Raw genomic sequence first — 24,186 nt, forward strand, 5'->3', positions numbered from 1 at the left:
GCGGCGTCGAACACAGCACGGAACCTCGCACGGAGCGGCTCAGCGTCACACGAGTTCGGCACCCGATCGTCGGAGCAGGTCGAGGGAACGACGGATCTCGGCCTCGGCCGCGGTCGGGTCACCGGACCAGTTGCACTCCAGCGAGACCGACCCGCGGTAGCCGCCGTCGTGCACGGCGGCGAGGAAGTCGCGCCACACGTCGTCGCCGCCGTCGGCCCCGAGCGGGCGACGGTCACGGTCGCTGACGTGCACGTGGCCGATGCGGGTGCCGAGCTCGCGGAGGACATCGAGCGACTCGCCCTCGTTCCGGATGTGGAAGAGGTCGGCGACGACGTCCACCCCGTCGACGCCGGCCTCGTCGAGGAACCGGACGGTCTCGGCGACGGAGTGCAGGACGTTCGTCTCCGAACGGCTCAGCGGTTCCAGGACGATGCGCAGGTCGGACGCGGCAGCGGTGTCCCGGGCCGTGCGGAGCACCTCGGCGAACCGGCGGAGGGCCTCGGCGCCGGACATGCCGCCGGGCGCCGTGCGGGCGGTCCCTGAACCGAACACGATCTTCGCGCCCGGTTCGGCGACGGAGCGGACGATGGGGAGGACGGCCGCGAAGTACGCGCGCACCGCGTCGGGGTCGGCGGTCAGCAGCCGGAGGTCACCGGGGACGAGGATCGCGAACGAGCCGAACCGGCCTCCGGCGTAGACCTCGTTGCGCGTCCAGCCGGACACGTCGTCCGACGGCACCGCCAGGTTGCCCGCGATCGTCGGCTCCACGTGGTCGGCGCCCGCGCGACGGACGGCCTCGGTCAGTGCTGCTCCGGCGACGACGCCGAACCCGGTGAAGGACATGGGGTCCATGCAACCCGGGGTGCCGCGGTCCCGCAGCCGTTGCCGTCCGTTGCCGCGGTGTCCGCCGTCAGTCGGCGGACTCGACGAGCTCGGAGAGGACTCGAGCGATCTCGGGCACTGCGTCGAGGCGCCCTTCTGCGACGGCGATGATGAAGTCGTAGGCCTGGTCGTTCGTCGCGGTCAGCCGTCGTCCGTTCATGCCGAGGAAGACGACGAGGAGCATGAGTCCGACGCGCTTGTTGCCGTCGACGAGGGCGTGGTTCCGCACCGCCGAGTGCACGAGCGCCGCAGCCTTCTCCACGATGGTCGGGTAGGCGTCAGTGCCGCCGACCGAGGTCGCCGGGCGTGCGACGGCAGCTTCGAGCAGCCCGACGTCGCGGAGGAGGAACCCGTCGCCGAGCGTCCGACGAGCGATGTGCAGCGCTTCGTCGGTCGTGAGGTGGATCACCTGCCGAGCCGGTCGAGCGCCTCGGCGTACCGCGGGAGTTCGCGGTCGAGGATGCTGTCGATCAGGTCGCTCCGGCTGTGGTGCTCGATGTACTCACGGATCGCGGCCCGGGCGATCTCCTGCATCGAGCGCGCTTCGAGATCAGCGCGCTTCCGCAGCGCGCTGGCTTCGTCGTCGTCGAGTCGGAGCGTCATGGCCATGCAGTTGATGGTATCACTCGTGATACCTGCCACGAGGGTGTTCACGGGCGCCAGCCCGGGGTGACGAGGCCGGTCTCGTAGGCGAAGACGACGAGCTGGGCGCGGTCACGGGCACCGAGCTTGATCATCGCCCGGGAGACGTGGGTCTTCGCGGTCATCGGGCTGACGAACAGGTGCTGGGCGATCTCGGCGTTCGTCATCCCGACGGCGACGAGCTGCATGACCTGGCGCTCGCGATCGGTGAGGACGTCGAGCTCCGGCGCGAGGGACGAAGGTTTCGCGTGCGTGGCGTACGCCTCGACCAGGGAGCGGGTCGCCCGGGGCGAGAGCAGGGACTCCCCCGCGACGACCGTCCGGATCGCCCGGAGGAGCTCGGCCGGTTCGGTGTCCTTCACGAGGAAGCCGGCGGCCCCACCACGGATGGCCTCGAACACGTAGTCGTCCTCTTCGAAGGTGGTGAGGACGACCACGTGCACGCCGGCCAGGTCGGGATCGGCCGAGATCCGTTGCGTCGCCGCGAGCCCATCGGTGCCCGGCATCCGGATGTCCATGAGGACGACGTCGGGGCGCTCCCGCCGTGCGACGTCCACCGCGGCGTCGCCGTCACCCGCCTCACCGACGACGGTCATCCCGGGTTCGGCGTCGACGAGCGCACGCAGTCCGGCGCGGACGAGCACCTGGTCGTCGACGAGGAGCACGCGGATCGGGCCCGGGGCGGTGGGGTCCGTGGTCATCGGGCTTCCTCTCGGTCGGGACCGACCACCGGGAGGCGAGCGGCCACCCGCCAGCCGCCGTCGGTCGTCGGGCCGGCGGACAGGGTGCCGTCGACGGCGTTCGCACGTTCCCGCATCCCGATGATCCCGTTGCCGGTCGGGGCGAGCGGTCCGCTCGAGCCGACGTCGGCCGATCGGGGTCCCGACGGGCGGTCGGCGACGACCAGGTCGACGACGTCCGGACCGATCGAGATCGTCACGTCGGCTCGGTGCCCGGGGGCGTGCTTCATGACGTTGGTCACCGACTCCTGCACGATGCGGAACGCGTTCCGGTCCGTGATGCCGTGCACGGTCGAACGATCGCCGTCGATGGTCAACCCGACGTCGACACCGGCGGCTCGCGCGCGTTCCACGAGGTCGGCGACGCGGTCGAGGCCGGCGGTCGGGGTGCGCTCGGCTCCGTCGGAGGCTCCGTTGGTGGTTCGGTCGGGGGTTCCGTCGACGGAGCGCAGCACGCCGAGGATGGTGCGGAGTTCGACGAGGGCTTCGCGGCTGGAGTCACGGATGTTGGCGAGAGAACCCCGCGTCTGGTCGGGCAGGTCGGCGCCGAGGTGGAGGGCGACCCCGGCCTGGAGGTTGATGAGCGACATGCTGTGCGCGACCGAGTCGTGGAGCTCGCGGGCGATCCGCACCCGCTCGTCGGCAGCGCGACGCCGGTCGGCCTCGGCACGCTGCCGCCGGCGTTCCGCGACCCGTTCGAGTCGGACGCGCACGAGCTCCGACACCGCGAGGGTGACGGTCGCCCAGGCGACCGCGAGCAGCACCGCGCCGAGGTCGAGGACCGGGGAGCGTCCGAGCACGGGATCGGCGGACGGGAGCAGCACCACCGCCGCCCCGGCCGCGGCGGTCGCCCACCACCGGTGTCCGCGCAGCCACGCGTTCGCCAGCGCCATGGTGAGCGCGGCGACGAAGGGGCCCCGCGGGCTCACGAGGGCGGCGTACCCCACGGTCGTCGCGAGGGTCACGAGGAGCACCGAGCGGGGGAACCGCCACCGCCACGGGAGCACCACGACGCCGACGACGAGCAGGGCGACGGCCGCCGGACCGACCTCGACGGGCTGGAGGCCGCCCGCGACGCCGCGCGCCCAGGGCGGACCGCCCGCGGACCCGTCGGCTGCGCCCGATGCCCACCGCGATGCCACGAGCGTCCCGGGGACCTGCAGGAACGCCACCGGCAGCACTCGTCCGACCCGGGCGAACCGACGGCGCCCGCGCCAGCGGGGGTCGTCGGTCGCCGGGACGGCGAGGGTCCGGTCGGTGTCCATGGCTCGAGCCTAGGGTCGGCTCCCGCCCGCGGCATCGGGCGGGAGCACGACCTGTGGACTACTCCCGCGGGAGCAGCCGGGTGTGGAGGAGAACGTGCACTACGACTGCGGGAGCAGACGGAAGTGGGGCTGCGGGACGGACGCGCACCGCGCCTCCAGTACCGAGTCTTGGAGGGTCGTGACAGCGACGCCGAACCGACCACAGGAGGTCACCATGCTCACCACCATCGCCGCCACCGCGCCCTACTGGCACGGCGGCGGGTTCCCGTTCTTCGGCTTCCCCGTGTTCTTCTTCGTCGCGTTCCTGGTCGTGTTCCTCGTGTTCGGGGTGTTCCGGCGGGGCAGCTGGCGGGCGCGGTCCGACGCGCGGTCGGTGCTCGCCGACCGCTTCGCCCGGGGTGACATCGACGCCGAGGAGTACCGCTCGCGCCTGTCCGAGCTCAGCCGGAAGTGACCGACAGCGCGGCGAGGATCGCCGCCACCGTCTCGTCGACCGATCCCTCGATCGACACGGTGACGGCGGCCTCGTCCGGCTGCGGTCGCTCGAGCGTGGCGAACTGCGAGTCGAGCAACGAGCTCGGCATGTACTCGTGGTGGCGGTGCGCCTGACGGTCGGCGATGAGGTCGTGTGATCCGTCGAGGAAGGCGATCACGAGCGTCGGTGCCGATCCGCGCAGCCGGTCCCGGTACGCGCGCCTGAGCGCCGAGTTCGCCATCACGCAGCGGTGTCCGGAGTCCTCGACCTCGGCGATCCGGGCGGCGCAGGCGTCCAGCCAGGGCCAGCGGTCCTCGTCCGTCAACGGGATGCCCTGCCGCATCTTCTCCTTGTTCGCGGCGGGGTGCAGATCGTCCGCGTCGACGAAGACCGTCGGCTGCCCGTCGGCGGCGAGGGCGTCGGCGAGGGCCCGCCCGATCGTCGACTTGCCGGAACCGGAGACCCCCATCACGAGCAGGGGCGGGAGGACAGCACGCTCGGTCATCCCTCCACCGTATTGGGCCGGTGAACAGTCGTCCCCAGTTGCCGTAACACCCGGGCGGTCCCAGGCTGCGGACCGTAGGTTGGTGCCGAACGACAGGACGAAGGAGACCTCGTGGCAGAGAACAACGGACAGGCGAACATCGGCGTGGTCGGTCTGGCGGTGATGGGTTCGAACCTCGCTCGGAACCTCGCCTCGCGGGAGGGCAACACCGTCGCGGTCTACAACCGCACGTACGCCCGCACCGAGGAACTGCTGAACGAGCACGCCGACGCCGGCTTCATCGCGTCCGAGTCGATCGACGACTTCGTGGCCTCGCTGTCGAAGCCCCGCACCGCGATCATCATGGTGCAGGCGGGCAAGGGCACCGACGCGGTCATCGAGCAGCTCGCCGAGCGATTCGAGGACGGCGACATCATCGTCGACGGCGGCAACGCGAACTTCCACGACACCATCCGTCGCGAGCACGACCTGCGCGAGAAGGGCCTCAACTTCGTCGGCACCGGCATCTCCGGCGGCGAAGAGGGCGCGCTGAAGGGCCCCTCGATCATGCCCGGCGGCTCGAAGGAGGCCTGGGAGACCCTCGGTCCGATCCTCAAGTCGATCGCCGCGGTCGCCGAGGGCGAGCCGTGCGTGACCCACATCGGCACCGACGGCGCCGGCCACTTCGTGAAGATGGTGCACAACGGCATCGAGTACGCCGACATGCAGCTCATCGCCGAGTCGTACGACCTGCTCCGCCGCGTCGGCGGGCTGAGCGTCGAGGACCTCGTCAAGGTCTTCGACGAGTGGAACAAGGGCGACCTCGAGTCGTACCTGATCGAGATCACCGGCGAGGTCCTCAAGCAGCGCGACGCCGACACCGGAAAGCCCCTCGTCGACGTCATCCGCGACGAAGCCGGGTCGAAGGGCACCGGCGTCTGGACCGTGCAGAACGCCGTCGGCCTCGGCATCCCCGTGTCCGGCATCGGCGAGGCCGTGTTCGCCCGTGCGGTGTCGTCGAAGCCGACGCAGCGCGCCGCGGTGCAGCAGGCGTTCCCCGACCGTCCCGACATCGCCCGTGTCCCCGACGGGTTCGAGGACGATGTCCGTGCGGCGCTCTACGCCTCGAAGGTCGTCGCGTACGCGCAGGGCTTCGACCTCATCATCGCCGGGGCGAAGGAGTACGACTGGGACATCGACCTCGGCAACATCGCGAAGATCTGGCGCGGCGGCTGCATCATCCGTGCGCAGTTCCTCAACCGCATCGTCGAGGCGTACGACAAGAACCCGAAGCTCGAGAGCCTGCTGGTCGACCCGTACTTCGCGAACGCCGTGCAGGAAGGCGAAGCCGCATGGCGTCGCATCGTCGGCATCGCCGCGGCTTCGGGGATCCCGGCGCCCGGCTTCTCGTCGGCGCTGGCGTACTTCGACTCGCTCGCCTCGGACCGGCTACCGGCCGCGCTCATCCAGGGACAGCGCGACTTCTTCGGCGCGCACACCTACCAGCGCATCGACAAGGACGGCACGTTCCACACGCTGTGGTCGGACGACGACCGCCGCGAGGTCGAGCAGGAGCCCTCCACCCACTAGCGCGCACCACGCGGAAGGCCCCGTCGATCGGCGGGGCCTTCCGTTTTTCGTCCGTCCCGCCGCTCGCGGTGTCGTCCGTCCCGCCGCTCGCGGTGTGGTCCGTTCCGCCGCTCGCGGTGTCGTCCGTTCCGCCGCTCGCGCTCCCGTCTCGCGGTCAGGCCACGATGCGCTCGCGCGCGAGGTCGGCCACGAGCCGCTCCATCCGGGGCCCCCGGCCGAGCATCCGTCTGGACCCCGGTGCCGAGCGGACGAAGAAGGTCGCCACCGCGGTCGTGTCGTCGGGCCGGACGTAGTGCATCGCGATCGCCCACGAGCGGCCGTCGCCGTGCACGTCCTCGAGCCCGACGTGCACCATCCGGCTCCACCGGATGACGAGCAGTCTGGTGGCTCGGCGTTCCTCGAGTTCCCACAGTGACGCCTCGGTCGCGCCGAAGGCCCAGGTGACCCGGTGCCCGAGGGCGACGTCGGGACGCACGGCCGCGACGGAGGCTCGCAGTTCGGGCGTCGGCGCTGCAGGGACGAGCCACACGGTCGGGTCGATCCGACGGATCGCGAGTGCGAGCGCCTCGTCCTCATGCCGGCGGCGGAGCGACCAGCCGCGCAGCACGGCACCGGCGATGACGAGGAGGCCGGCACCGATCACGGCGACCTCGGCGACACCGAAGTACGTCAGGTCGGCGTCGGGCGTGGTGGAGACGACGATGATGCGTGCGGTGAGCAGCGCGGCCCAGACCCCGACGATGACCCAGCGGAGCACCAGGAGCCGCCGTGCCTGCGACATCGGGTGGCGGTTCCGCCGCCGGGCGCGACCGAAGCCCGGGACACGGTCGGGACGCCTCAGCACACCCCGATCCTCGCATGGTCCACCTGCCGTCGGCTGGCCGGTGCCGGTGAACGCCCGACGAACCGGTGGACAGGGCGGGTCGGTGGGGATGCGGGTCGGTGGGGATGCGGGTCGGTGGGGATGCGGGTCGGTGGTCGGGGCACGGGTCCTCCACAGGCGGTGCCGCCGCCGGTCCCGTCCACCGTGTGCGCGACTGTCAGCACACACGCGGTGGGGTCGACCTACGCTCGGCTCGTGACCATTGATCTCGCGCCCGCCCCCGCGGCGGTCCCGCGCCCCCGACTGCTCGCTGCCGCGATCGGCATCGTCGCCGCGCTCGCGTTCTTCGCCGCCGCGGAACTCGGAGCCCTCGTGCTCAGCGGTGCAGGCAGCCCGCTCGTCGCGGTCGGGTCGGCGGTCATCGACCTCGCCCCGCCCGGCGCGAAGGACCTCATGGTGTCGCTGTTCGGCACCGGCGACAAGATCGCCCTGTTCGTCCTGATGTCCGTGATCGTCGCGGCGGTCAGCGCAGGTGCGGGCGTGCTCGAGCGTGCGCGCCCGCCGTTCGGCGCCGTCGTGTTCGCCGTCGGCGGTGTCCTCTCGCTCCTGGCCGTCACCACCCGTTCCGGCAGCGGCACGCTGGACGGTGCCCCCTCGGTCCTCGGCGTCGCGGCAGCCGTCGTCGTGCTCCGACTCCTCACCGCCCGGCTCCGTCGGTGGGAGTCCGCCGCAGCCGTGCCGTCGGCGGCCGCGCGACCCGCGTCCGCCGAACGCCGCGCGTTCCTCGTCTGGGGCGTCACGGCGGCGGCCGTCGCGGTCGTTGTCGGTGGCGCCGCCCGACTGGGGACCGCCGCAGCGCAGGCCACCGCCGCGGCACGGCGGGCGATCCGGTTGCCCGGCCCTGCCACCGCGGCGCCCGCGGTCCCGGCGGGAGCGTCCCTTGACGTACCCGGCATCACGCCGTACGTCACGCCGACGAGCGACTTCTACCGGATCGACACTGCGCTGCGCGTGCCGTCGGTGGACACCGCGGACTGGAAGCTCCGCATCCACGGCGCGGTTGACCACGAGGTCGAGCTGACCTGGGACGACCTGCTCGCCCTCCCTCTCGAGGAACACCACGCGACCCTCAGCTGCGTCTCGAACGAGGTCGGGGGTGACCTCATCGGGAACGCGCTGTGGCTCGGCTACCCGATCCGGAAGCTGCTCGAGCGGGCCGCGCCGCACGCGAGCGCCGACATGGTGCTGTCGCGCAGCGTCGACGGGTTCACCGCGGGGACGCCGCTCGACGTGCTGCAGGACGCCGGGACGGCGGCGCTCCTGGCGGTCGGGATGAACGGCGAGCCACTGCCGCCGGAACACGGCTTCCCGGTGCGCATGGTGGTGCCCGGACTCTTCGGGTACGTCTCCGCCACGAAGTGGGTCACCGAGCTCGAGATCACCCGCTTCGCCGATGCACAGGGCTACTGGACGCCTCGCGGCTGGTCGGAGCGTGGCCCGGTCAAGCTGGAGTCACGCATCGACACCCCGCGTGCCGGTTCGACCGTCGACGCCGGGACGACCGTCGCGATCGCCGGGGTCGCCTGGCAGCCGCACACCGGGGTGAAGGCCGTGCAGGTCCGGATCGGTGACGGCGCATGGGAGACGGCAACCCTCGCGGACTCCGTCTCGGCGGACACGTGGCGGCAGTGGGTCTACCGCTGGACCCCGACGAAGGGATCGCACCGGATCCAGGTCCGAGCCGTGAGCGCGGACGGCGAAGTGCAGACGAGCGTGGAACGGCCGCCCGCACCGAACGGCGCGAGCGGATGGCACACGGTCGAGGTCCGCGCCGCCTGACCGCCTGACCGGCCGTACCGCAGACGGCGGCGCGGGTCGGACCGGAGGCATGGATCAGACCGGAGACGCGGGTCGGACAGGAGGCGCGGGTCGGCCCCGCGACTGGCGTCGCGTCAGGCGGGACGCGTCGCCACGACGCAGGTGCCGTCGACCTCGCCGTCCGACTCCACCGACACCTGGAACCCGGGCGCCGCGAAGGCAGCTGCCGACGCCTCGGACTGCCCGGCGGAGACCTCGATGACGAGAGCGCCGCCCGGGCGGAGCCACTCCCCCGCACCCGCGGCGATCCGTCGGTGCAGGTCGAGGCCGTCCGTTCCCCCGTCGAGCGCGACCCGGTGCTCGTGGTCGCGGGCCTCGGACGGCATCGTGGCGATGGACGCCGTCGGCACGTAGGGGGCGTTGACGGCGATGACGTCGACCACGCCACGGAACCGGTCCGGCAGCGGCGCGAAGAGGTCGCCGGCCACGACGATGCCGCGGTCGCCGATGTTCTCGGCCGCGACGTCGACCGCCGCCGGATCGACGTCCGACGCGACGAGGTCCAGCGCACCCACACGCTGGAGCAGGGCGACCGAGATCGCCCCGGCACCGCAGCAGAGGTCGACGACCCGGTCGTAGCGGCGCAACCGCCGAGCAGCCTGTTCCACGACCACCGTGGTGCGGGCCCGCGGCACGAAGACACCCGGCGTCACGCGCAGACGGTGTCCGTCGAAGGCCGCCCAGCCGAGCACGTACTCGAGCGGTTCGCCGCCGAGCCGCCGCTGGACGAGCGCGCGAAGGCGGACCGCGTCGCCGTCGCCGGCCTCGAGCAGCAGGTCGGCCTCGTCCTCGGCGAAGACGCTGCCCGCGGCCCGGAGTCGGGCCGCGAGCGCGTCACGCACGGGTGCGGTCAAGCGGCGCCGTCGAACATCGAGGTGACCGACCCGTCGTCGAAGACCTCGTGGATGGCGCGGGCGATGAGCGGTGCGATCGGCAGGACCTCGAGGCGGTCCCAGCGCTTGTCCTCGGGCAGCGGCAGGGTGTCGGTGACGACGACCCGGTCGATGAACTCGCTCTGCAGCAGCTCGGTCGCCGGGTCGGAGAACACCGCGTGCGTCGCAGCGACGACCACGCCCGTCGCTCCGGCCGCCTTGAGCGCTTCGGCCGCCTTGGCGATGGTGCGACCGGTGTCGATCAGGTCGTCGACGAGCAGGCAGACGCGACCCGAGACGTCACCGACGATCTCGTGCACGGACACCTGGTTCGGCACGAGCGGGTCGCGGCGCTTGTGGATGATGGCGAGCGGCGCGCCGAGCTTCTCCGACCAGATGTCGGCGACGCGGACGCGGCCCATGTCCGGCGAGACGACCGTCAGCGTCGAGGGGTCGAGCGTCTGCTGGAAGCGCTCGAGCAGGACGGGCATGGCGAACAGGTGGTCCACCGGGCCGTCGAAGAAGCCCTGGATCTGCGCGGCGTGCAGGTCGACGCTCATGATGCGGTGCGCACCGGCGGCCTTGAACAGGTCGGCGACGAGTCGCGCCGAGATCGGCTCACGCCCGCGGCCCTTCTTGTCCTGGCGGGCGTAGGGGTAGAACGGCGCGACGACGGTGATGCGCTTCGCCGAGGCACGCTTCAGGGCGTCGACCATGATGAGCTGCTCCATGAGCCACTCGTTGATCGGTGCCGTGTGGGACTGGATGACGAACGCGTCGCAGCCGCGGACCGACTCGTCGAAGCGGGCGTAGAGCTCCCCGTTCGCGAAGGTCCGTGCATCGGTCGGGACGAGGTCCACGCCGAGTTCCTCGGCGATCTCGGCCGAGAGCGCCGGGTGTGCCCGCCCCGAGACGAGGACGAGTCGTTTCTGGCCGGTCGTTTTGATTCCGGACAAGTGCGGTGCTCACTCCCTGACCCCGCGGGGCCGTGTTGATCGGCCCGAGAGCCGTCAGATCTGTTCGCCGTTCGCGCGCCGAGCGGCCTCGGCTGCCGGCGAACCGGGTCGGTGTTCCTCGACCCATCCGTCGGTGTTGCGCTGTGGGGCGTAGCTGATCGCCAGCGACCCGGCAGGGACGTCCTTGCGGACGGTCGTACCCGCGCCGGTGTACGCTCCGTCACCAATCCTAACCGGGGCGACGAACACGTTGTGCGACCCTGTGCGCACGTTCGAGCCGACCTCGGTCCGGTGCTTGTGCACCCCGTCGTAGTTGGCCGTGATGGTGTTCGCGCCGATGTTCGAGTCCTCGCCCACCTCGGCGTCGCCGATGTACGACAGGTGCGGCACCTTGCTGCCCCGGCCGATCGTCGCGTTCTTCGTCTCGACGAACGTACCGATCTTGCCCCCGTCGCCGAGGATCGTGCCCGGCCGCAGGTACGCGAAGGGCCCGACGGAGGCACCGTCGCCGATGACCGCGAGGGTGGCATCGACGCGGTTCACCACGGCACCGACGCCGACCTCGGTGTCCCGCAGGGTCGTGTCCGGCCCGACGACCGCGCCCGAGGCGATCGCGGTGGCGCCGATGAGCTGCGTGCCCGGGAGGATCTCGGCGTCGGGTTCGATCGAGACGTCGAGGTCGATCCACGTCGTCGCAGGGTCCTGCACCGTGACGCCGGCGAGCTGGTGCCGACGGACGATGCGCGCGTTCAGCACCCGCGCGGCGTCGGACAGCTGCGCACGGTCGTTGATGCCGGCGACGAGCCACGGGTCGGTCAGCGTGACGACGTCGATGCGCGCGCCCCGGGCCCCGATGAGCGCCGGTGCGTCGGTGATGTACTTCTCGCCCTGCGCGTTCGCCGTGGTGAGCGAGGGCAGGACCGCACGGAGGTGCGTGACGTCGAACGCGTAGATCCCCGCGTTCGCCTCGGTGATCTCCAGCTGCTCGGCCGTGGCGTCCTTGTGCTCGACGACCCCGACGAACGTCCCGTCGGCGTCACGGACGATGCGCCCGAGTCCGGTCGGGTCCGGGGCGATCGCGCTGACGAAGGTGGCGCCGTTGCTCCCGCCGACGTGGGCGTCCACGAGTGCTCGGAGCGACGCCGCGTCGAGCAGCGGGACGTCGCCGGAGAGCACCACGACGGCCCCCTCGAAGTCGGCGGGGAGGGCCTGCACGGCGACCTCGACCGCACGCCCGGTGCCGGGCACGTCGTCCTGGTCGACCACGATCGCGTCGGGCGCCCGCTCGGTCACCTCGGCCGCGACGAGCTCCCGTTCGTGCCGCACGACGACGGCGACGTGCTCGGGCTCGAGGGACGACGCCGTCCGGAGCACGTGCGCGATGAGCGGCAGCCCGGCGAGGCGGTGCAGCACCTTGGGCGTGGACGACTTCATGCGCGTGCCCTGCCCGGCGGCGAGGACGACGACGGCGATGCGCTGGTCGGTCATGGCTCCATCCTGGCGCACGCGCGCTGCGGAGTCCGCCGGAACCGCCCGACCGCCGCAACCGTGCGCACAACCGCAGCGGGTGGACGGGCCCACACCGCGCCTCCTGGCCCGGGCGCGGACCCACCCGCGCGCCTCAACCGGGCTCCGCTGCGTCCCCGGCACCGCATCGTGAGACCGCCGAGATCGTGCTGCGGTGTGGCCCAGCGCCGAACTGCACACTCGCCACGCGTCCGCCGGTTCCGCTGACGACGTACTGCGGACTCCCGTCGTTGTAGGAGTCCGTCGAGTACTGCACGTCGAGCCCGTCCGCTGCCCACGCTGCGCCGACCAGCTGCTGCGTGGCCTTCGGGTCCGGCACTCCCCCACCGACCCGAGTGACGTTGAACAGGGCCCCGCGACTCCCGCCCGCGAGCACGCAGTCCTGCGTCCACGAGTTGTCCTGGGACGGGTTCCACTCCACGGCGGACGCGCGCATCGTCTCCGCGACGAACGCTTCGGCGAGGACGCCCTGCTGCGGCGTGGTGGGAACGGTGGCCGTCGGCGCGCCCGCGCCTGACGGGTCAATCGAGCAGCTCGCCAGGGCGAGAGCGGTCAGGGCAGCGGTGAGGAGACCGATCAGCCGAGGTCCGCAGCGTCTCCGGTTCCGCACTTCGACACCCCTCCCATGCTGGACTTCGTCGTCGCTGCACCGAACTGGATGCGCTCGACCACGCCACCGCGTCCGTTGACCAGGTACCGCTTCGCGCCGGAGGTCATCTCGTCCGTCGTGTACTCGACCGTCAAGCCGTCGCGCGCCCAGGCCGTGCCCACCGACTTGGTCACGGCCTCCGGGTCGTCGACACCCGCGCCGGTCCGGACGATGTTGGAGAGGGCGCCTGCCGAGCCGTCCGCGAGCACGCAGTCCTGCGCGTACTCCTCGGACCGGTCGGCGTCCCAGTCGACTCCGGAACGGCGCATCGTCTCCTCGACGTAGTCCGCTGCCTGTCGGCGCTGGTGCTCTGCGATCGGTGCAGCCTGCACGGTGTCCTCCTTGGTCGGGGTGCCCGCCGCGCAGCCCGCGAGCAGGAACGCGGCGAGCAGCACCGTCCCGATCGCCGTCGGTTCTCTGGTCGTGATCCGCGTCGAGCGAGACCGCCGCCCCCGACACGGACTGAACCGGAGATCCCTCCACGGAGACCGCTCACTGCGGACGTACGCTTCAGCCGAGGTCGGCTGCATCACCCGTCCCGCAGTGCGACACCGCGACGAGCGAGCTGCGCCCGGTCGCCGCCCCGAACTGGATGCGTTCGACGTCACCACCAGCCCCCTTGACGACGAACTGCCGGCTGCCGTCGTTGAGCGAGGACTCGGTGTACCGGACGGTCAATCCGTCCGCAGCCCACGACCTGCCGACGGCCCGCACCGCAGCCTCGGGGTCCGAGACCCCCGAGCCGATGCGGGCGAGGTTGTAGAGCGCTCCGGACGTGCCTTCACCGAGGAGACACTCCTGGGCGTACTCGTTCGCCTGCGAGTCGTCCCACGTGACGCCCGAGGTCTGCATGGTCGCGTCCACGTACGCGGCAGCGAGATCGCGCTGGTGCTGGACGCTCGGTGTACTCGGTGTGCTCTGCACAGCGGTGCCTCCTGTCGGCGGCCCCGAACACGCGGCGAGCGCCAGTGTCAGGGTGAGGGTCAGTGTCACGGCGAGTGAGGGCCCGGCGGCCTTGCCTCGGGGGCGTCCGCTCACAGTGTCGGTCCCATCAGGTTGTCGAAGTAGTCCTGCTGCAGGGCGCTCACCCCCGCGTCGTCGGCTGGCGTGAGGTCCTCGCCTCCGACGAACGTAGCCTGCGCGACGTTGTCGAGCGACTCGGTCCCGAGGTTGAAGTACCCCTGGCTGCCGCCGTACCCGATCGGGTCGTGCGTCGTCACGCCCGCTCCTTCGCCGGGATCACCGCCGTTCGTCCCGAAGGTACTCGCGCCGAAGGAGTCGTCCATGGGGTCCTGGCGACCGCTGCCTGCTCGGCCGACCCAGGCCCACTGGTCCCGCGGGTCGTCCGTGAACGGGATGCCGGGGCTCCCCTGGCCGGCGTAGACGTGGTCGGCTGCGATGCCGGACGCACCTCCGATGTCCTGCTCGATGCCTGCCGAGGCGACGCTGACGAAGGCATCGACGTGCACACCGTGATCGTGGAGCGCATCAGACGCCACGGTGGTCCCGTAGGAGTGCCCGACCACGTTGAGGGCCGGTGCGTCCGGACGCGCCGCTCGGAAGCCCAGGAGGTCGGCACTGAGCCGGTCCGCCCCAGCCCGGGCTGCGTCGCCGTGCAGCACGCCCATCGTGGTGAGCCCACTCGGAACCGGCGGTGCCTCGTAGTTCATCCAGGCGACGACCGCGTGCTCGGAACCAGTGGCGTTCTTGCCTTCCTGCGCCGTCCAGAGGTTCTGGGCCGCGGTGGTCCACCCGGAGGTGTCCTTGGTCGTCGTGCCCATCCCCGGCACCATGTACGAGACGTTGGTGGCGGTGTCGAGGTCGCCGACAGCCACCGCAGCGAGCGGCGGCCGGTGCTCGGTGTCGAGCGTCAGGAGCGAGCGACCCGGCTTCGCCGTCGACGCGAGCGTCTTCTCGATGTTCCGGTACGCGTCGAGGTTCGCCTGCGCCGCCTCGATCCCCTGGTCCGCCGCATGCGACGCCGGCCACCCGAGCCCCTCGCGCCGCTCCTTCGCGTCGGCGAGGTCCTGCTCGGCCTGTGCCACGGCCGACACGAGCGTCATCCGGTTCGCCCGGTCCCGCGCCCAGGCGGGCAGCCCCGCGAGGTTGCCGACGACCGCGGGCAGCGATGCGATGAGCGCGTCCTGCGCGGCGGTGTGCTCGGCGCCGGTCGTGTCCTTCCCACCGCCCAGGGTCTTCCAGAGCGCGGCGACCTCGTCGGGCGACATGCCGGCGATGCGGTCGGCGAGGGTGCGGTCGAGCATCATGAGCGCGCCGAGCTCGGTCGGCGACAGGCTGGCGAGCATCGACGCGAGGTCGTCGTCGGACGCGCCGACGCCACGTCCCTCGATGCTGCCGAGGCGTCCGAGCGTCTCGGGGCCGGTGATCACCCGGAGCAGCGCCTGGTCGGCCGTCGTGCGGTCCTGCACGAGCTGCTCCCACTGCGCGTCGAGCGCCGCGGACCGGTCGCCGGCGTCGGCGATGGCCCGCTCCGCGTTCGCGAGGCTCCTGGCGTCCGCCTCGGTCGCGTCGTCGGCCTTCGCGGCGGAGCGGAGCGTCGGCAGCGTCAGCTGCTGTCCGGCGAGCTCGGCCGCGACGGTCCCGCGCTGCAGGCGGATCGCGTCGGCGTCGTCCTTGATGCGCTGGACGTCCTTCGCGTACTGGTCGAAGGCGTCCCCGGCGGCGTCGAAGAGCGCCACCAGGCCGGACGCGCTCGGACGCATCTCGTCGAGCAGTGCCGCGAAGCGCGTCTGGGCCTCGCCCTTCCACGTCGGAGAGGCCGTGACGTCGGACGCCGAGGCGATCTTCGCCAGGGCGTCCTGCACGGCGTCGGCCCGGTCGTGCCAGTGCCTCCCCAGGGCGGTGATGCCCGCGGGGTCGCCGACGTCCGGCTCCTCGCCGCTCACTTGCCGTCCGCCTGCTTCGCGAGGGCGGCTTCCTGCGCGTCGACCTGCGCGCCCAGGTCGTGCGGGAAGACCGCGGCCTGCTCGAGGGCGGCGTCGACTGCGTCGATCATGCCCTGGTGGGCGAGCGAGAGACCCGCGGTGCGGCTGATCACGTCGAGCACGCCGAGGCAACCGGTGCTGAGGCCCGTGAACCGGGCGGTGTCCGCCCCGAGTGCGGTCCGGGCGTCGGTCAGCGCGGTCGCGACCGCTGCGAGCGTCTCCGACTCGATCCGCAGTGCTGCGGCCCCCATGTGTTCCCCCGTCGTTCCCCCTGGACGTCCGCGACGATAGCACCGCCACCACCGGCGTGCACGGGATCAGCGCGCGACCACCGGCTCCCGCTTGACGAACGCCATGAGCATGAGCCCGGCCACCAGCACCACGACGACCCCGAGGATCCCGTACCGCGTCGACCCGCCGACCGTGACGGCGACCCCGAACAGCGCCGGGGCGAGGAACGACGCCGCCCGTCCGGTCGTGGCGTAGAGCCCGAAGAGCTCGCCCTCGCGGCCGGGCGTCGCGAGCCGCGCCAGGTACGCCCGCGAGGACGACTGCACCGGCCCGACGAACAGCGCCAGCGTCAGCCCGAGCACCCAGAAGCCCGCGGTGACGTTCCCGACCGCGAACACGCCGATGCCGCACACCGCGAGCCCGATCAGCGAGACGGTGATGATCGCGCGTGAGCCGAACCGGTCGTCGAGCCGGCCGGACAGGAACGTGGCGATGCCCGCGACGACGTTCGCCGCGATGGCGAAGAGGATGACCTGCGAGGGGCTGAAGCCGAACACCTGCGCGGCGACGATGCCGCCGAAGGTGAACACCGCGCCGACACCGTCACGGAACACCGCGCTCGCGAGCAGGAACGCCAAGACGTTCCGGCGCTCGCGCCAGAGCCGGGCGATGTCCCGCCCGAGGTCCCGGTACGCCCCGAGCAGGCTGCCGCTGCGCGAGCGGTCGGGTGCGGCCTCGGGGACGGTCACGAACAGCGGGATCGAGCTCACGGCGAGCCACACCGCGGCGATGCCGATCGCGACACGGACGTCCCACTGCCCGGACGCCACGGTCGCGGGCAGGTGCAGGAGCCCCGCGACGTCGCCGCCGCCGAAGTCCTGGATGCAGAGCACGAGCAGGACGACCAGCAGCACGATCCCGCCGAAGTACCCGGCCGCCCAGCCGATCGCCGAGACACGTCCGGTCTGCTCCCCCGACGCGACCTGACCGAGCATCGCGTTGTAGCCGACGCTGGCGATCTCGTACGCCACGGTCCCGATGCCGAGCAGGGCCGCTCCGAGCAGCAGGTACGGCTGGCTCGGCGCGACGAACACCATGCCGCCGATCGACAGCGCGATCCCGATCGTGGCGATGAGGACCGACCGGCGTCGGTGTCCGGAGGAGTCCGCGAGCCGGCCCACGGCCGGAGCGACCAGGGCGACGACGATCCCGGCGATCGTGAGGGCGGTGGAGACCACGGCCGCGTTGTGGGCGAGCTCCCGCTCGACGAGCGCCTTCCCGGCGGCGGAGGTGTCGCCGACGAGCGCCGGGTTCACGAACGCGCGGCTCGCCAGGTAGGTGCTGAAGACGAACGTCGTGACGACCGCGTTGAACGCCGCCGAGCCCCAGTCCCACAGGGCCCACGACACGAGGGCGCGCCGGTCGGTGCGCTGCGGCACTGCAGCCGCGGGTGAAGCCGTCATGCGCGAACCGTAGCGCGTCCCGGTGTCCGGACGGTGGCCCCAGTGGTGGCGTCCCGACGCGCGTCGCGTGCCCTGGTGGGGACCACGGGACGGACGGGAGGCGCGGTGCGGGCCCGCCCCGCGCCTCCCGTCCGTCGTCCGGTCACGCTCCGGACGGCGTGCCGCCGGGGTAGACGACGGACTTGAGGGACGCCGGGTCGGTGTCGCTCTCGAGGGCCTCGCGGACGTCGTCGAGGCCGAAGCGACCCGTGACGAGGGAGTCCAGGTCCACCTGGCCCGAGGCGACCAGCTCGATGGCGACCGGCCACGTGCCGGTGTAGCGGAAGATGCCGGTGACGGTGACCTCGAGGTTCTGGATGTGCTCGACCGGCAGCGTCATCTCGGAGTTGCCGAGCCCGACGAGGACGGCGGCACCGGCCGGTCCGACCGCCTTGATGCCGTCGGACACCGCGCGGGGTGCGCCGCTGGCGTCGATGAAGGCGTCGAAGGGCGGCAGGTCGGACGCGACCGAGACGACCGTCGGGTCCACGGCCTCGGTCGCACCGTAGGACAGCGCGCGCTCGCGGCGCTCCGGGACGAGGTCGCTGATGACGATGCGCGACGCACCGAACGCCCGCGCGGCCTGGGCGCAGATGATGCCGATCGGGCCGGCGCCGGCGATGAGCACGCTCGACCCGGGCACGATGCCGGCCTTGCGGACGGCGGCGATCCCGACCGAGAGGGGTTCGAGCAGCGCCCCGGCCTCGAACGACACCGAGTCGGGCAGGGTGTGCGCGAACTCGGACTCGATCGTGACGAACTCGGCGAACGCCCCGTCCACCGGCGGCGTCGCGTAGAAGCGCATGTGCGGGCAGAGGTTGTACCGCCCCGCGAGGCACTGGGCGCAGCGGTGACAGGGGCGCTGCGGCTCGATCGCCACCCGCTCCCCGACGCGCGACGGGTCGACGCCCTCGCCGACCGCGGTGATCGTGCCGGAGAGCTCGTGGCCGAGCACGAGGGGCTCCTCGACCACGAAGTCCCCGATCCGGCCGTGCCGGTAGTAGTGGACGTCGGAGCCGCACACGCCGACGGCGGCGACCCGGACGAGCACGTCCCCCGGGTCGACCGCGGGGACGGGGCGGTCCTCGACGGTGAGGTCCTGCGTGCCGAGCAGCAGGCTCACGCGCTGGGTGGAGGTCATGGGGTTCTCGCTTCCTCGGCCGCGTCGTCGCGGCCGGACGGGTGGGTGGTCGTGCGGTCGTGTGTGGCGGTGGCGGTGGCGGTGGCGGGCGGCACCGGGGCGACTGCCCGCACTGCGGCGGTCGTCGGCACCGCGGTGGCGGTCGGCCCTGCGGCGACGGCCGACACTGCGCCGACTGCCGGCACGGCGTCGCTGATCCGGTCCGGGTCGCCGAGCAGGGCACCGAACGCGATCTCGGCGGCGCCGTGCACGAGTACGTCCGCCCCGAGCGCCGCGGGCACGATCCGGAGCCGGTCGGCGGTCCCGGTCATCGACTGCGCGCGCACGTCGTCGAGGATCCGGTCCCCGACGTGGTCGAGCAGGACCCCGAGGAAGCCGCCGAGCACGACGATCGACGGGTTCACGGTGTGGATCGCGTTGCGGAGCGCCGTGGCCAGGGCGGCCACCTGGCGGTCCACGACCCGCTCGACCTCGGGTCGCTCCTCGGCGAGCGCCGCGGCGAGGGCGACGAGGTCGTCCGGAGCGGTCCCGGTCGCCGCGGCGAGGGCGTCGCGTGAGGCCTCGGTCTCGAGGCACCCGACCGCCCCGCAGTGACAGCGGATGCCGTTCCCCGCGACGAAGGTGTGGCCGAGCTCACCCGCGTAGCCGTCGGCCCCGCTCAGCGGCCGGCCGGCGGTGATGACCCCGCCGCCGATGCCGCTCGCGCCACCGTTGAGGTACACCAGGTCGTCGACCCCGCGGCCGCTGCCGGCCAGTCGTTCGGCCCAGGCACCGAGGTTGGCGTCGTTCGCGGCACGCACCGGCAGCCCGGTCCGGTCGGCGAGCGGCCGGGCGAAGGGTGCGTCGTGCCAGCCGAGGTGCGGTGCGTACTGGACGGTCCCGTCCTCCACCCGGACCGTCCCCGGCACGGCGACCCCGATCCCGACGAGTCGGAGGGTCGCGGAACCCGCCGACGCCGGACGGATCCGGTCGAGCATCGAGGCGACGGTCTCGACCGCTTCACCGGGCGTCGGCGGACGGCGCTGTGGTTCGACGAGCCGGGTGCGCACGGTGCCGTCGAGTCCGACGAGGGCGACCGACACGGCGTCGACCTCGACAGTCACGGCGGCGGCGACCACGTCCGCCGCTGCCCGGACGACCGGGCTCGGACGGCCGACCCCGGTGCCGGGTGCGCCGGCGGTCGGCAGCTCCTCGTGCAGGAGGCCCCGCTCGACGAGCTCGCCGACGAGCGTGAGGGTGGTCGAGCGGTTCAGGCCGGTGCGCCGGGTGACCTCGGCACGGGTGATCGGCCCCTCCTCGTGCACGAGCCGGAGGACGCGCGCCGCGTTGCTCGGCACGGGTGTCGTGCCCGGCGTTGCGGCGGTCGTGCTCGTCATCGGTCCCTCGTGGTGGTGGTTGGTGTGCGGCCGAGTCTCGGGCCGGCGGACTGTTTCGCGGCGTCACGGCCGCGAAACAGTCCGCCCAGCCGAGTCTCGGGGCCGCGAGCCGCGGGGCGCGGCGCGGGCCGCGGCGCGGCGCGCTACCGCGAGCGCGAGAACGCGGCGTCGAACGCGGCCTCGGGCGGCGCGATGGTCCCGAGCCGCCGCACGAACGCCAGCGCCTCCGGTCCGCCGACGAGTCGGTCCATGCCGGCGTCCTCCCACTCGACGCTCGTCGGCCCGGCGTACCCGATGTGGTTCAGCACGCGGAACACCCGCTCCCACGGGACGTCGCCGTGCCCGGCCGTGACGAAGTCCCACCCGCGCCGGGGGTCGCCCCACGGCAGGTGCGACGAGAGTCGTCCGTTGCGGCCGTCGAGCTGCTTGACCGACTCCTTGCAGTGCACGTGGTAGACCCGGTCGGCGAAGTCGAGCAGGAACGCTGCCGGGTCGAGGTCCTGCCAGACGAAGTGCGACGGGTCGAAGTTGAACCCGAACGCCGGTCGGTCGGCGAAGACCTCGAGCGCCCGCTTGGCCGTCCAGTAGTCGTAGGCGATCTCGGACGGGTGCACCTCGAGCGCGAAGCGCACGCCGACCTCCTCGAACACGTCGAGGATGGGCGACCACCGGTCGTGGAAGTCCTGGTACCCGGCGTCGATCATCGACGCGGGCACGGGCGGGAACCCCGCGACCGTCTTCCAGATCGACGAGCCGGAGAACCCGGTGACGGTGTCGACGCCGAGTGCCGCTGCGGCCCGTGCGGTCCACTGCAGTTCCTCGGCGGCGCGCTGCCGGACGCCCTCCGGGTCGCCGTCGCCCCAGACGTGCGGCGCGAGGATGTCCTCGTGCCGCTGGTCGATCGGGTCGTCGCAGACGGCCTGGCCGGTCAGGTGGTTCGCGATGGTCCAGACCTGCAGCCCGTTGCGCTCGAGGATCGCCTTGCGGTCCGCGACGTACCCGGGGTCCGTCGCGGCGCGCCGGACGTCGAGGTGGTCGCCCCAGCAGGCGATCTCGAGCCCGTCGTAGCCCCACTCGCCGGCGAGGCGCGCGACCTCCTCGAAGGGCAGGTCGGCCCACTGGCCGGTGAAGAGGGTGACCGGCCTGGAGGCGCGGGTCGTCCCCGTCTCGTCGGTTCCGTCCGTCGTCGTCATCGTCGTCGTCCTTCCTCGCGGTGTGCGGTGGTCACCATGATCCCGGTTCCGACCCGGCGGGCACGGTGTCGGGGCGGTCGACGCGCGACTCGACCGCGACGACCGTGTGGTTCCTCGAGGCGGTCTGCACGGCCTCCATGATCTCGAGGACGTGGAACGCGAGGTCCCCCGACGCGCGGTGCGGCCGGTCGGTCGCGATGGCGTGCGCCATGTCCGCCAGCCCGTACCCGCGGCCCGCGTCGGCGTACCCGGCCGTCACGGGCAGTTCCCGCCACTCGCGGTCGTCGGCCGTCGCGATCGACACCGGGTCGGAGAACCGGTTCGGGTCGGGGACGGCGAGGCTGCCGGCGGTGCCGTGCACCTCGAAGAGCGGGGCCCGGGTCGCCCACACCTCGAACGAGACGGTGACCGTGGAGACGACTCCGCGCTCGTGTTCGAGGACGGCTACGACGTGGGTGTCGACGTCGACGGGGATCGGCGCTCCGGCGAAGGGGCCGGTCGCGATGGTCCGCTCGCGGGTCGACCGGGTGGCACTGCCGCTCACCCGGACGACGGGGCCGAAGAACTGCACGAGGCTCGTCAGGTAGTACGGCCCCATGTCGAGCAGCGGGCCGCCCCCGGGCTGGTAGTAGAACGCCGGTGCCGGGTGCCAGAGCTCGTGTCCCGGGGCGCTCCAGGACACCGCGGCGCCGACCGGGTCACCGATCAGGCCGTCGTCGATCGCGGCGCGGGCGGTCTGGATGCCGGTCCCGAGCACGGTGTCGGGCGCGCTGCCGACCCGCAGGCCCGAGCGTCCGGCCAGCTCGAGCACCGGCGCGGCCTCGGCCGTCGCGAGCGCGAGCGGCTTCTCGCCGTAGACGTGCTTGCCGGCGTCGAGGGCCCGGGTGGCGACCTCGGCGTGCGCGGCCGGGATCGTCAGGTTCAGCACGACGTCGACGTCGTCCGCGCCGAGGAGCTCGTCGACGCTCGTGCCCCGGACGCCCTGGGCCTCGCCGACCGACCGCGCACGCTCGACGTCGAGGTCGGCCACGGCGGTGAGCGCCAGTCCGGGCAGGGCCGGGAAGTGCTCGAAGTACTGCTGGCTGATGTTGCCGACGCCGACGACGCCGACGCGCATCGGTCCGTCGTTCACCGTGCTGCCCACAGGAGTCCCCGTTCGATGATGGTGTGGAGCGGCTGCGACTCGACGACCTCGAGCCGGTGCCCCGGCGCGGAGACGAACACGCGTCCCTCGCCCCACTGGCGGGTCCAGATCGCCGGCGCCGTGACCGGACGGTTCCAGGCGTCGAAGTCCCTCGCCGCCTGCGTGGTCGTGGCCAGCACGTCGTTGTACTCGTCGGAGAGCACCCAGTACTGCTCGGTGACGAGGTCGAAGTCCTCGATGCCCTCGGTGATCGGGTGCTCGTGGCCGAGGTCGGTGATGTGCACCGTGTACGGGATGTAGTTGTCGGACTGCTCGCCGGTGCGCTCCGACGGGTGCTTCCCGGCGTGGTGCGCGAACTGCCCGCCGACCATGTGCAGGTAGTCGGCGGTGTTCCGGAACGCGTCCGCGATCCCGCCGTGCCAGCCCGCGAGCCCGGCACCGCCGAGCACGGCCTTCTGGAGTCCGGCGAACTCGTCGTCGGCGATGGTCGACATCGTGACGACCTGCACGATCAGGTCGACGTCCGCCATGACCGACTCGTCGGCGTACACGGCGGTCGAGTCGGACACGCGGACGTCGAAGCCGTTGTCCTGCAGGAACGGGACGAACAGGTCGGTGGTCTCGACGGGCATGTGCCCGTCCCACCCGCCGCGGACGACGAGTGCCTTCCGGTCCGCCACTCAGATCACCGTCCAGGCACTGCCGTCGGCCGCGCTCCGCTCGACGGCGTCGAGGACCCGCTGCACGTGCAGCCCGTCCTCGAACGACGGCGACGGGTCGGTGCCCGCGACGATCGCCTCGACGAAGTCCTTCACCTCGTGGCTGAAGGTGTGCTCGTAGCCGATGAGGTGCCCGGTCGGCCACCACGCGGCCATGTACGGGTGCTCGGGCTCGGTGACCATGATCCGCTGGAAGCCCTGTTCGCCGGCCGGTGCCGTGGCGTCGTAGAAGCGCAGTTCGTTCATCGACTCGAGGTCGAACTGGATCGCGCCGGCCGACCCGCTGATCTCGAGCGTGAGCCCGTTCTTCCGACCGGTCGCGTAGCGCGTCGCCTCGAACGAGCCGATCGCACCATCGGCGGCGCCACCGGCGAGGCGTCCGAGGAAGAACGCAGCGTCGTCGACGGTGACCTGCCCGCGTTCGGTCGAGGCGGTGCCGGACAGCCCGACGCCCTCGGCCATGAGCGGACGCTCGGTCACGAACGTCTCGAGCGTGCCGGAGACGGTCGAGAGCCGTGCGCCGGTGACGTGCTCGGCGAGGTCGATCGCGTGCGCACCGATGTCACCGAGCGATCCGGACCCGGCGAGCGCCTTGTCGAGCCGCCACGTCATCGGGCCGTCCTCGTCGGCCAACCAGTCCTGCAGGTAGAGCGCGCGGACCTGGCGGACGGTCCCGAGCCTCCCGTCCTCCACCAGCCGCTTCGCGAACGCGATGGCCGGGACGCGGCGGTAGCTGAAGCCGACCATCGCGCGGACCCCGTCCGCTCGCGCCGCTGCGGCGGCGGCGGTCATCGCCTCGGCCTCGGCCACGCTGTTGGCGAGCGGCTTCTCGCACAGCACGTGCTTGCCTGCCTCGAGTGCCGCGATGGCGACCTCGACGTGCGACGACCCCGGCGAGCAGACGTCGACGACGTCGATGTCCGGATCGGTGACCACGGCGCGCCAGTCGGTGGAGGCGGCCTGCCAGCCGTACTGCTGCCGTGCCGCCTCGGTCCGGTCGGGGTCACGGCCGACGATGACGGCCATCTCCGGTTCGACCCCGAGGTCGAAGAACCTCGGTGCGGTCCGCCACCCCTGTGAGTGCGCGGCTCCCATGAAGCCGTGGCCCACCATGGCCACTCGAAGTCGGTCCTGTGCCATCCGCTCGCTCCC

At 72.5% G+C, this 24,186-nt stretch carries 25 protein-coding genes; 3 read left to right on the forward strand and 22 right to left on the reverse strand.

Features of this window, described 5'->3' with window-relative positions; all coding sequences use genetic code 11:
- Window positions 1–45: 45 nt before the first annotated feature.
- From ACQXVK_RS01955 to ACQXVK_RS01975, 5 genes are all read right to left on the reverse strand, one after another.
- Complete coding sequence (locus ACQXVK_RS01955; protein ID WP_430852496.1) at window positions 46–843, reverse strand: sugar phosphate isomerase/epimerase family protein; 798 nt, start codon at window positions 841–843, stop codon at window positions 46–48.
- 67 nt (window positions 844–910) lie between these two features.
- Window positions 911–1,291, reverse strand: coding sequence for a type II toxin-antitoxin system death-on-curing family toxin (locus tag ACQXVK_RS01960; protein ID WP_022907041.1), 381 nt, complete (start codon window positions 1,289–1,291; stop codon window positions 911–913).
- Window positions 1,288–1,491 (reverse strand): hypothetical protein, encoded by a 204-nt coding sequence (locus tag ACQXVK_RS01965; RefSeq protein ID WP_402264725.1) that lies wholly within the window; start codon window positions 1,489–1,491, stop codon window positions 1,288–1,290. Before ACQXVK_RS01965 ends, ACQXVK_RS01960 begins: the two co-directional genes overlap by 4 nt.
- A 41-nt stretch (window positions 1,492–1,532) precedes the next feature.
- Entirely contained in the window at window positions 1,533–2,225 is a 693-nt protein-coding gene (locus ACQXVK_RS01970) for a response regulator (protein ID WP_430852497.1), read from the reverse strand.
- A complete protein-coding gene (locus ACQXVK_RS01975) occupies window positions 2,222–3,529 on the reverse strand; it encodes a sensor histidine kinase (protein WP_430852498.1) in 1,308 nt (435 codons plus the stop codon). The genes ACQXVK_RS01970 and ACQXVK_RS01975 overlap by 4 nt, the downstream gene beginning before the upstream one ends.
- A 214-nt stretch (window positions 3,530–3,743) precedes the next feature.
- Between ACQXVK_RS01975 and ACQXVK_RS01980 the strand changes: the two genes are divergently transcribed.
- Window positions 3,744–3,983 (forward strand): hypothetical protein, encoded by a 240-nt coding sequence (locus tag ACQXVK_RS01980; RefSeq protein ID WP_430852499.1) that lies wholly within the window; start codon window positions 3,744–3,746, stop codon window positions 3,981–3,983.
- Here ACQXVK_RS01980 and ACQXVK_RS01985 read toward each other — a convergent pair.
- Window positions 3,970–4,509 (reverse strand): gluconokinase, encoded by a 540-nt coding sequence (locus ACQXVK_RS01985; RefSeq protein ID WP_402264736.1) that lies wholly within the window; start codon window positions 4,507–4,509, stop codon window positions 3,970–3,972. The two genes, ACQXVK_RS01980 and ACQXVK_RS01985, sit on opposite strands and share 14 nt — an antisense overlap.
- 111 nt (window positions 4,510–4,620) lie before the next feature.
- Here ACQXVK_RS01985 and gndA point away from each other — a divergent pair, with 111 nt between their 5' ends.
- Window positions 4,621–6,078 carry an NADP-dependent phosphogluconate dehydrogenase gene (gene gndA / locus ACQXVK_RS01990; RefSeq protein ID WP_430852500.1) on the forward strand — a complete coding sequence of 486 codons (1,458 nt, stop codon included), beginning with the start codon at window positions 4,621–4,623 and terminating at the stop codon, window positions 6,076–6,078.
- A gap of 154 nt (window positions 6,079–6,232) precedes the next feature.
- Here gndA and ACQXVK_RS01995 read toward each other — a convergent pair whose 3' ends face one another.
- On the reverse strand, window positions 6,233–6,922 hold the full coding sequence (locus tag ACQXVK_RS01995; RefSeq protein WP_022907048.1) for a hypothetical protein: 690 nt from the start codon (window positions 6,920–6,922) through the stop codon (window positions 6,233–6,235).
- 234 nt (window positions 6,923–7,156) lie between these two features.
- On the opposite strand from ACQXVK_RS01995, the gene ACQXVK_RS02000 reads away from it, so the two are divergent.
- Window positions 7,157–8,740 carry a molybdopterin-dependent oxidoreductase gene (locus ACQXVK_RS02000; protein ID WP_430852501.1) on the forward strand — a complete coding sequence of 528 codons (1,584 nt, stop codon included), beginning with the start codon at window positions 7,157–7,159 and terminating at the stop codon, window positions 8,738–8,740.
- A 113-nt stretch (window positions 8,741–8,853) separates the two neighbouring features.
- Here ACQXVK_RS02000 and ACQXVK_RS02005 read toward each other — a convergent pair whose 3' ends face one another.
- The 15 genes from ACQXVK_RS02005 to ACQXVK_RS02075 all read right to left on the reverse strand — a co-directional run bounded on the left by ACQXVK_RS02005 (window position 8,854) and on the right by ACQXVK_RS02075 (window position 24,174).
- Entirely contained in the window at window positions 8,854–9,633 is a 780-nt protein-coding gene (locus ACQXVK_RS02005; RefSeq protein WP_430852502.1) for a putative protein N(5)-glutamine methyltransferase, read from the reverse strand.
- Window positions 9,630–10,607, reverse strand: coding sequence for a ribose-phosphate diphosphokinase (locus ACQXVK_RS02010; protein WP_022907051.1), 978 nt, complete (start codon window positions 10,605–10,607; stop codon window positions 9,630–9,632). The genes ACQXVK_RS02005 and ACQXVK_RS02010 overlap by 4 nt, the downstream gene beginning before the upstream one ends.
- Before the next feature lie 54 nt (window positions 10,608–10,661).
- The gene (gene glmU, locus ACQXVK_RS02015) at window positions 10,662–12,095 is read right to left on the reverse strand and encodes a bifunctional UDP-N-acetylglucosamine diphosphorylase/glucosamine-1-phosphate N-acetyltransferase GlmU (RefSeq protein ID WP_430852503.1); all 1,434 of its coding nucleotides are present in this window, start codon (window positions 12,093–12,095) and stop codon (window positions 10,662–10,664) included.
- A 133-nt stretch (window positions 12,096–12,228) separates the two neighbouring features.
- Window positions 12,229–12,555, reverse strand: a complete 327-nt coding sequence (locus ACQXVK_RS02020; RefSeq protein ID WP_430852504.1) for a hypothetical protein — start codon at window positions 12,553–12,555, stop codon at window positions 12,229–12,231.
- A gap of 155 nt (window positions 12,556–12,710) precedes the next feature.
- The gene (locus ACQXVK_RS02025) at window positions 12,711–13,178 is read right to left on the reverse strand and encodes a hypothetical protein (RefSeq protein ID WP_430852505.1); all 468 of its coding nucleotides are present in this window, start codon (window positions 13,176–13,178) and stop codon (window positions 12,711–12,713) included.
- A 115-nt stretch (window positions 13,179–13,293) separates the two neighbouring features.
- Window positions 13,294–13,707, reverse strand: coding sequence for a hypothetical protein (locus tag ACQXVK_RS02030; RefSeq protein WP_430852506.1), 414 nt, complete (start codon window positions 13,705–13,707; stop codon window positions 13,294–13,296).
- A 110-nt stretch (window positions 13,708–13,817) separates the two neighbouring features.
- Window positions 13,818–15,689: an alpha/beta hydrolase gene (locus ACQXVK_RS02035; protein WP_430852507.1), complete on the reverse strand. Its 1,872-nt coding sequence runs from the start codon at window positions 15,687–15,689 to the stop codon at window positions 13,818–13,820.
- Window positions 15,686–15,979: a hypothetical protein gene (locus tag ACQXVK_RS02040; RefSeq protein ID WP_022906247.1), complete on the reverse strand. Its 294-nt coding sequence runs from the start codon at window positions 15,977–15,979 to the stop codon at window positions 15,686–15,688. The genes ACQXVK_RS02035 and ACQXVK_RS02040 overlap by 4 nt, the downstream gene beginning before the upstream one ends.
- A gap of 66 nt (window positions 15,980–16,045) precedes the next feature.
- A complete protein-coding gene (locus tag ACQXVK_RS02045; RefSeq protein WP_430852508.1) occupies window positions 16,046–17,422 on the reverse strand; it encodes an MFS transporter in 1,377 nt (458 codons plus the stop codon).
- 142 nt (window positions 17,423–17,564) lie between these two features.
- A complete protein-coding gene (locus ACQXVK_RS02050) occupies window positions 17,565–18,602 on the reverse strand; it encodes an NAD(P)-dependent alcohol dehydrogenase (protein WP_430852509.1) in 1,038 nt (345 codons plus the stop codon).
- On the reverse strand, window positions 18,599–19,978 hold the full coding sequence (locus tag ACQXVK_RS02055; protein WP_430852510.1) for an ROK family protein: 1,380 nt from the start codon (window positions 19,976–19,978) through the stop codon (window positions 18,599–18,601). The genes ACQXVK_RS02050 and ACQXVK_RS02055 overlap by 4 nt, the downstream gene beginning before the upstream one ends.
- A 143-nt stretch (window positions 19,979–20,121) precedes the next feature.
- A complete protein-coding gene (locus ACQXVK_RS02060; RefSeq protein WP_416393603.1) occupies window positions 20,122–21,171 on the reverse strand; it encodes a sugar phosphate isomerase/epimerase family protein in 1,050 nt (349 codons plus the stop codon).
- A 31-nt stretch (window positions 21,172–21,202) separates the two neighbouring features.
- The gene (locus ACQXVK_RS02065) at window positions 21,203–22,288 is read right to left on the reverse strand and encodes a Gfo/Idh/MocA family protein (RefSeq protein ID WP_430852511.1); all 1,086 of its coding nucleotides are present in this window, start codon (window positions 22,286–22,288) and stop codon (window positions 21,203–21,205) included.
- A gap of 11 nt (window positions 22,289–22,299) precedes the next feature.
- On the reverse strand, window positions 22,300–22,947 hold the full coding sequence (locus ACQXVK_RS02070) for a ThuA domain-containing protein (protein WP_430852751.1): 648 nt from the start codon (window positions 22,945–22,947) through the stop codon (window positions 22,300–22,302).
- Between the two features lie 48 nt (window positions 22,948–22,995).
- On the reverse strand, window positions 22,996–24,174 hold the full coding sequence (locus ACQXVK_RS02075) for a Gfo/Idh/MocA family protein (RefSeq protein ID WP_022908178.1): 1,179 nt from the start codon (window positions 24,172–24,174) through the stop codon (window positions 22,996–22,998).
- Window positions 24,175–24,186 lie beyond the last annotated feature (12 nt).

Source organism: Curtobacterium sp. AB451 (assembly GCF_050585845.1).
Taxonomy (GTDB): Bacteria; Actinomycetota; Actinomycetes; order Actinomycetales; family Microbacteriaceae; genus Curtobacterium.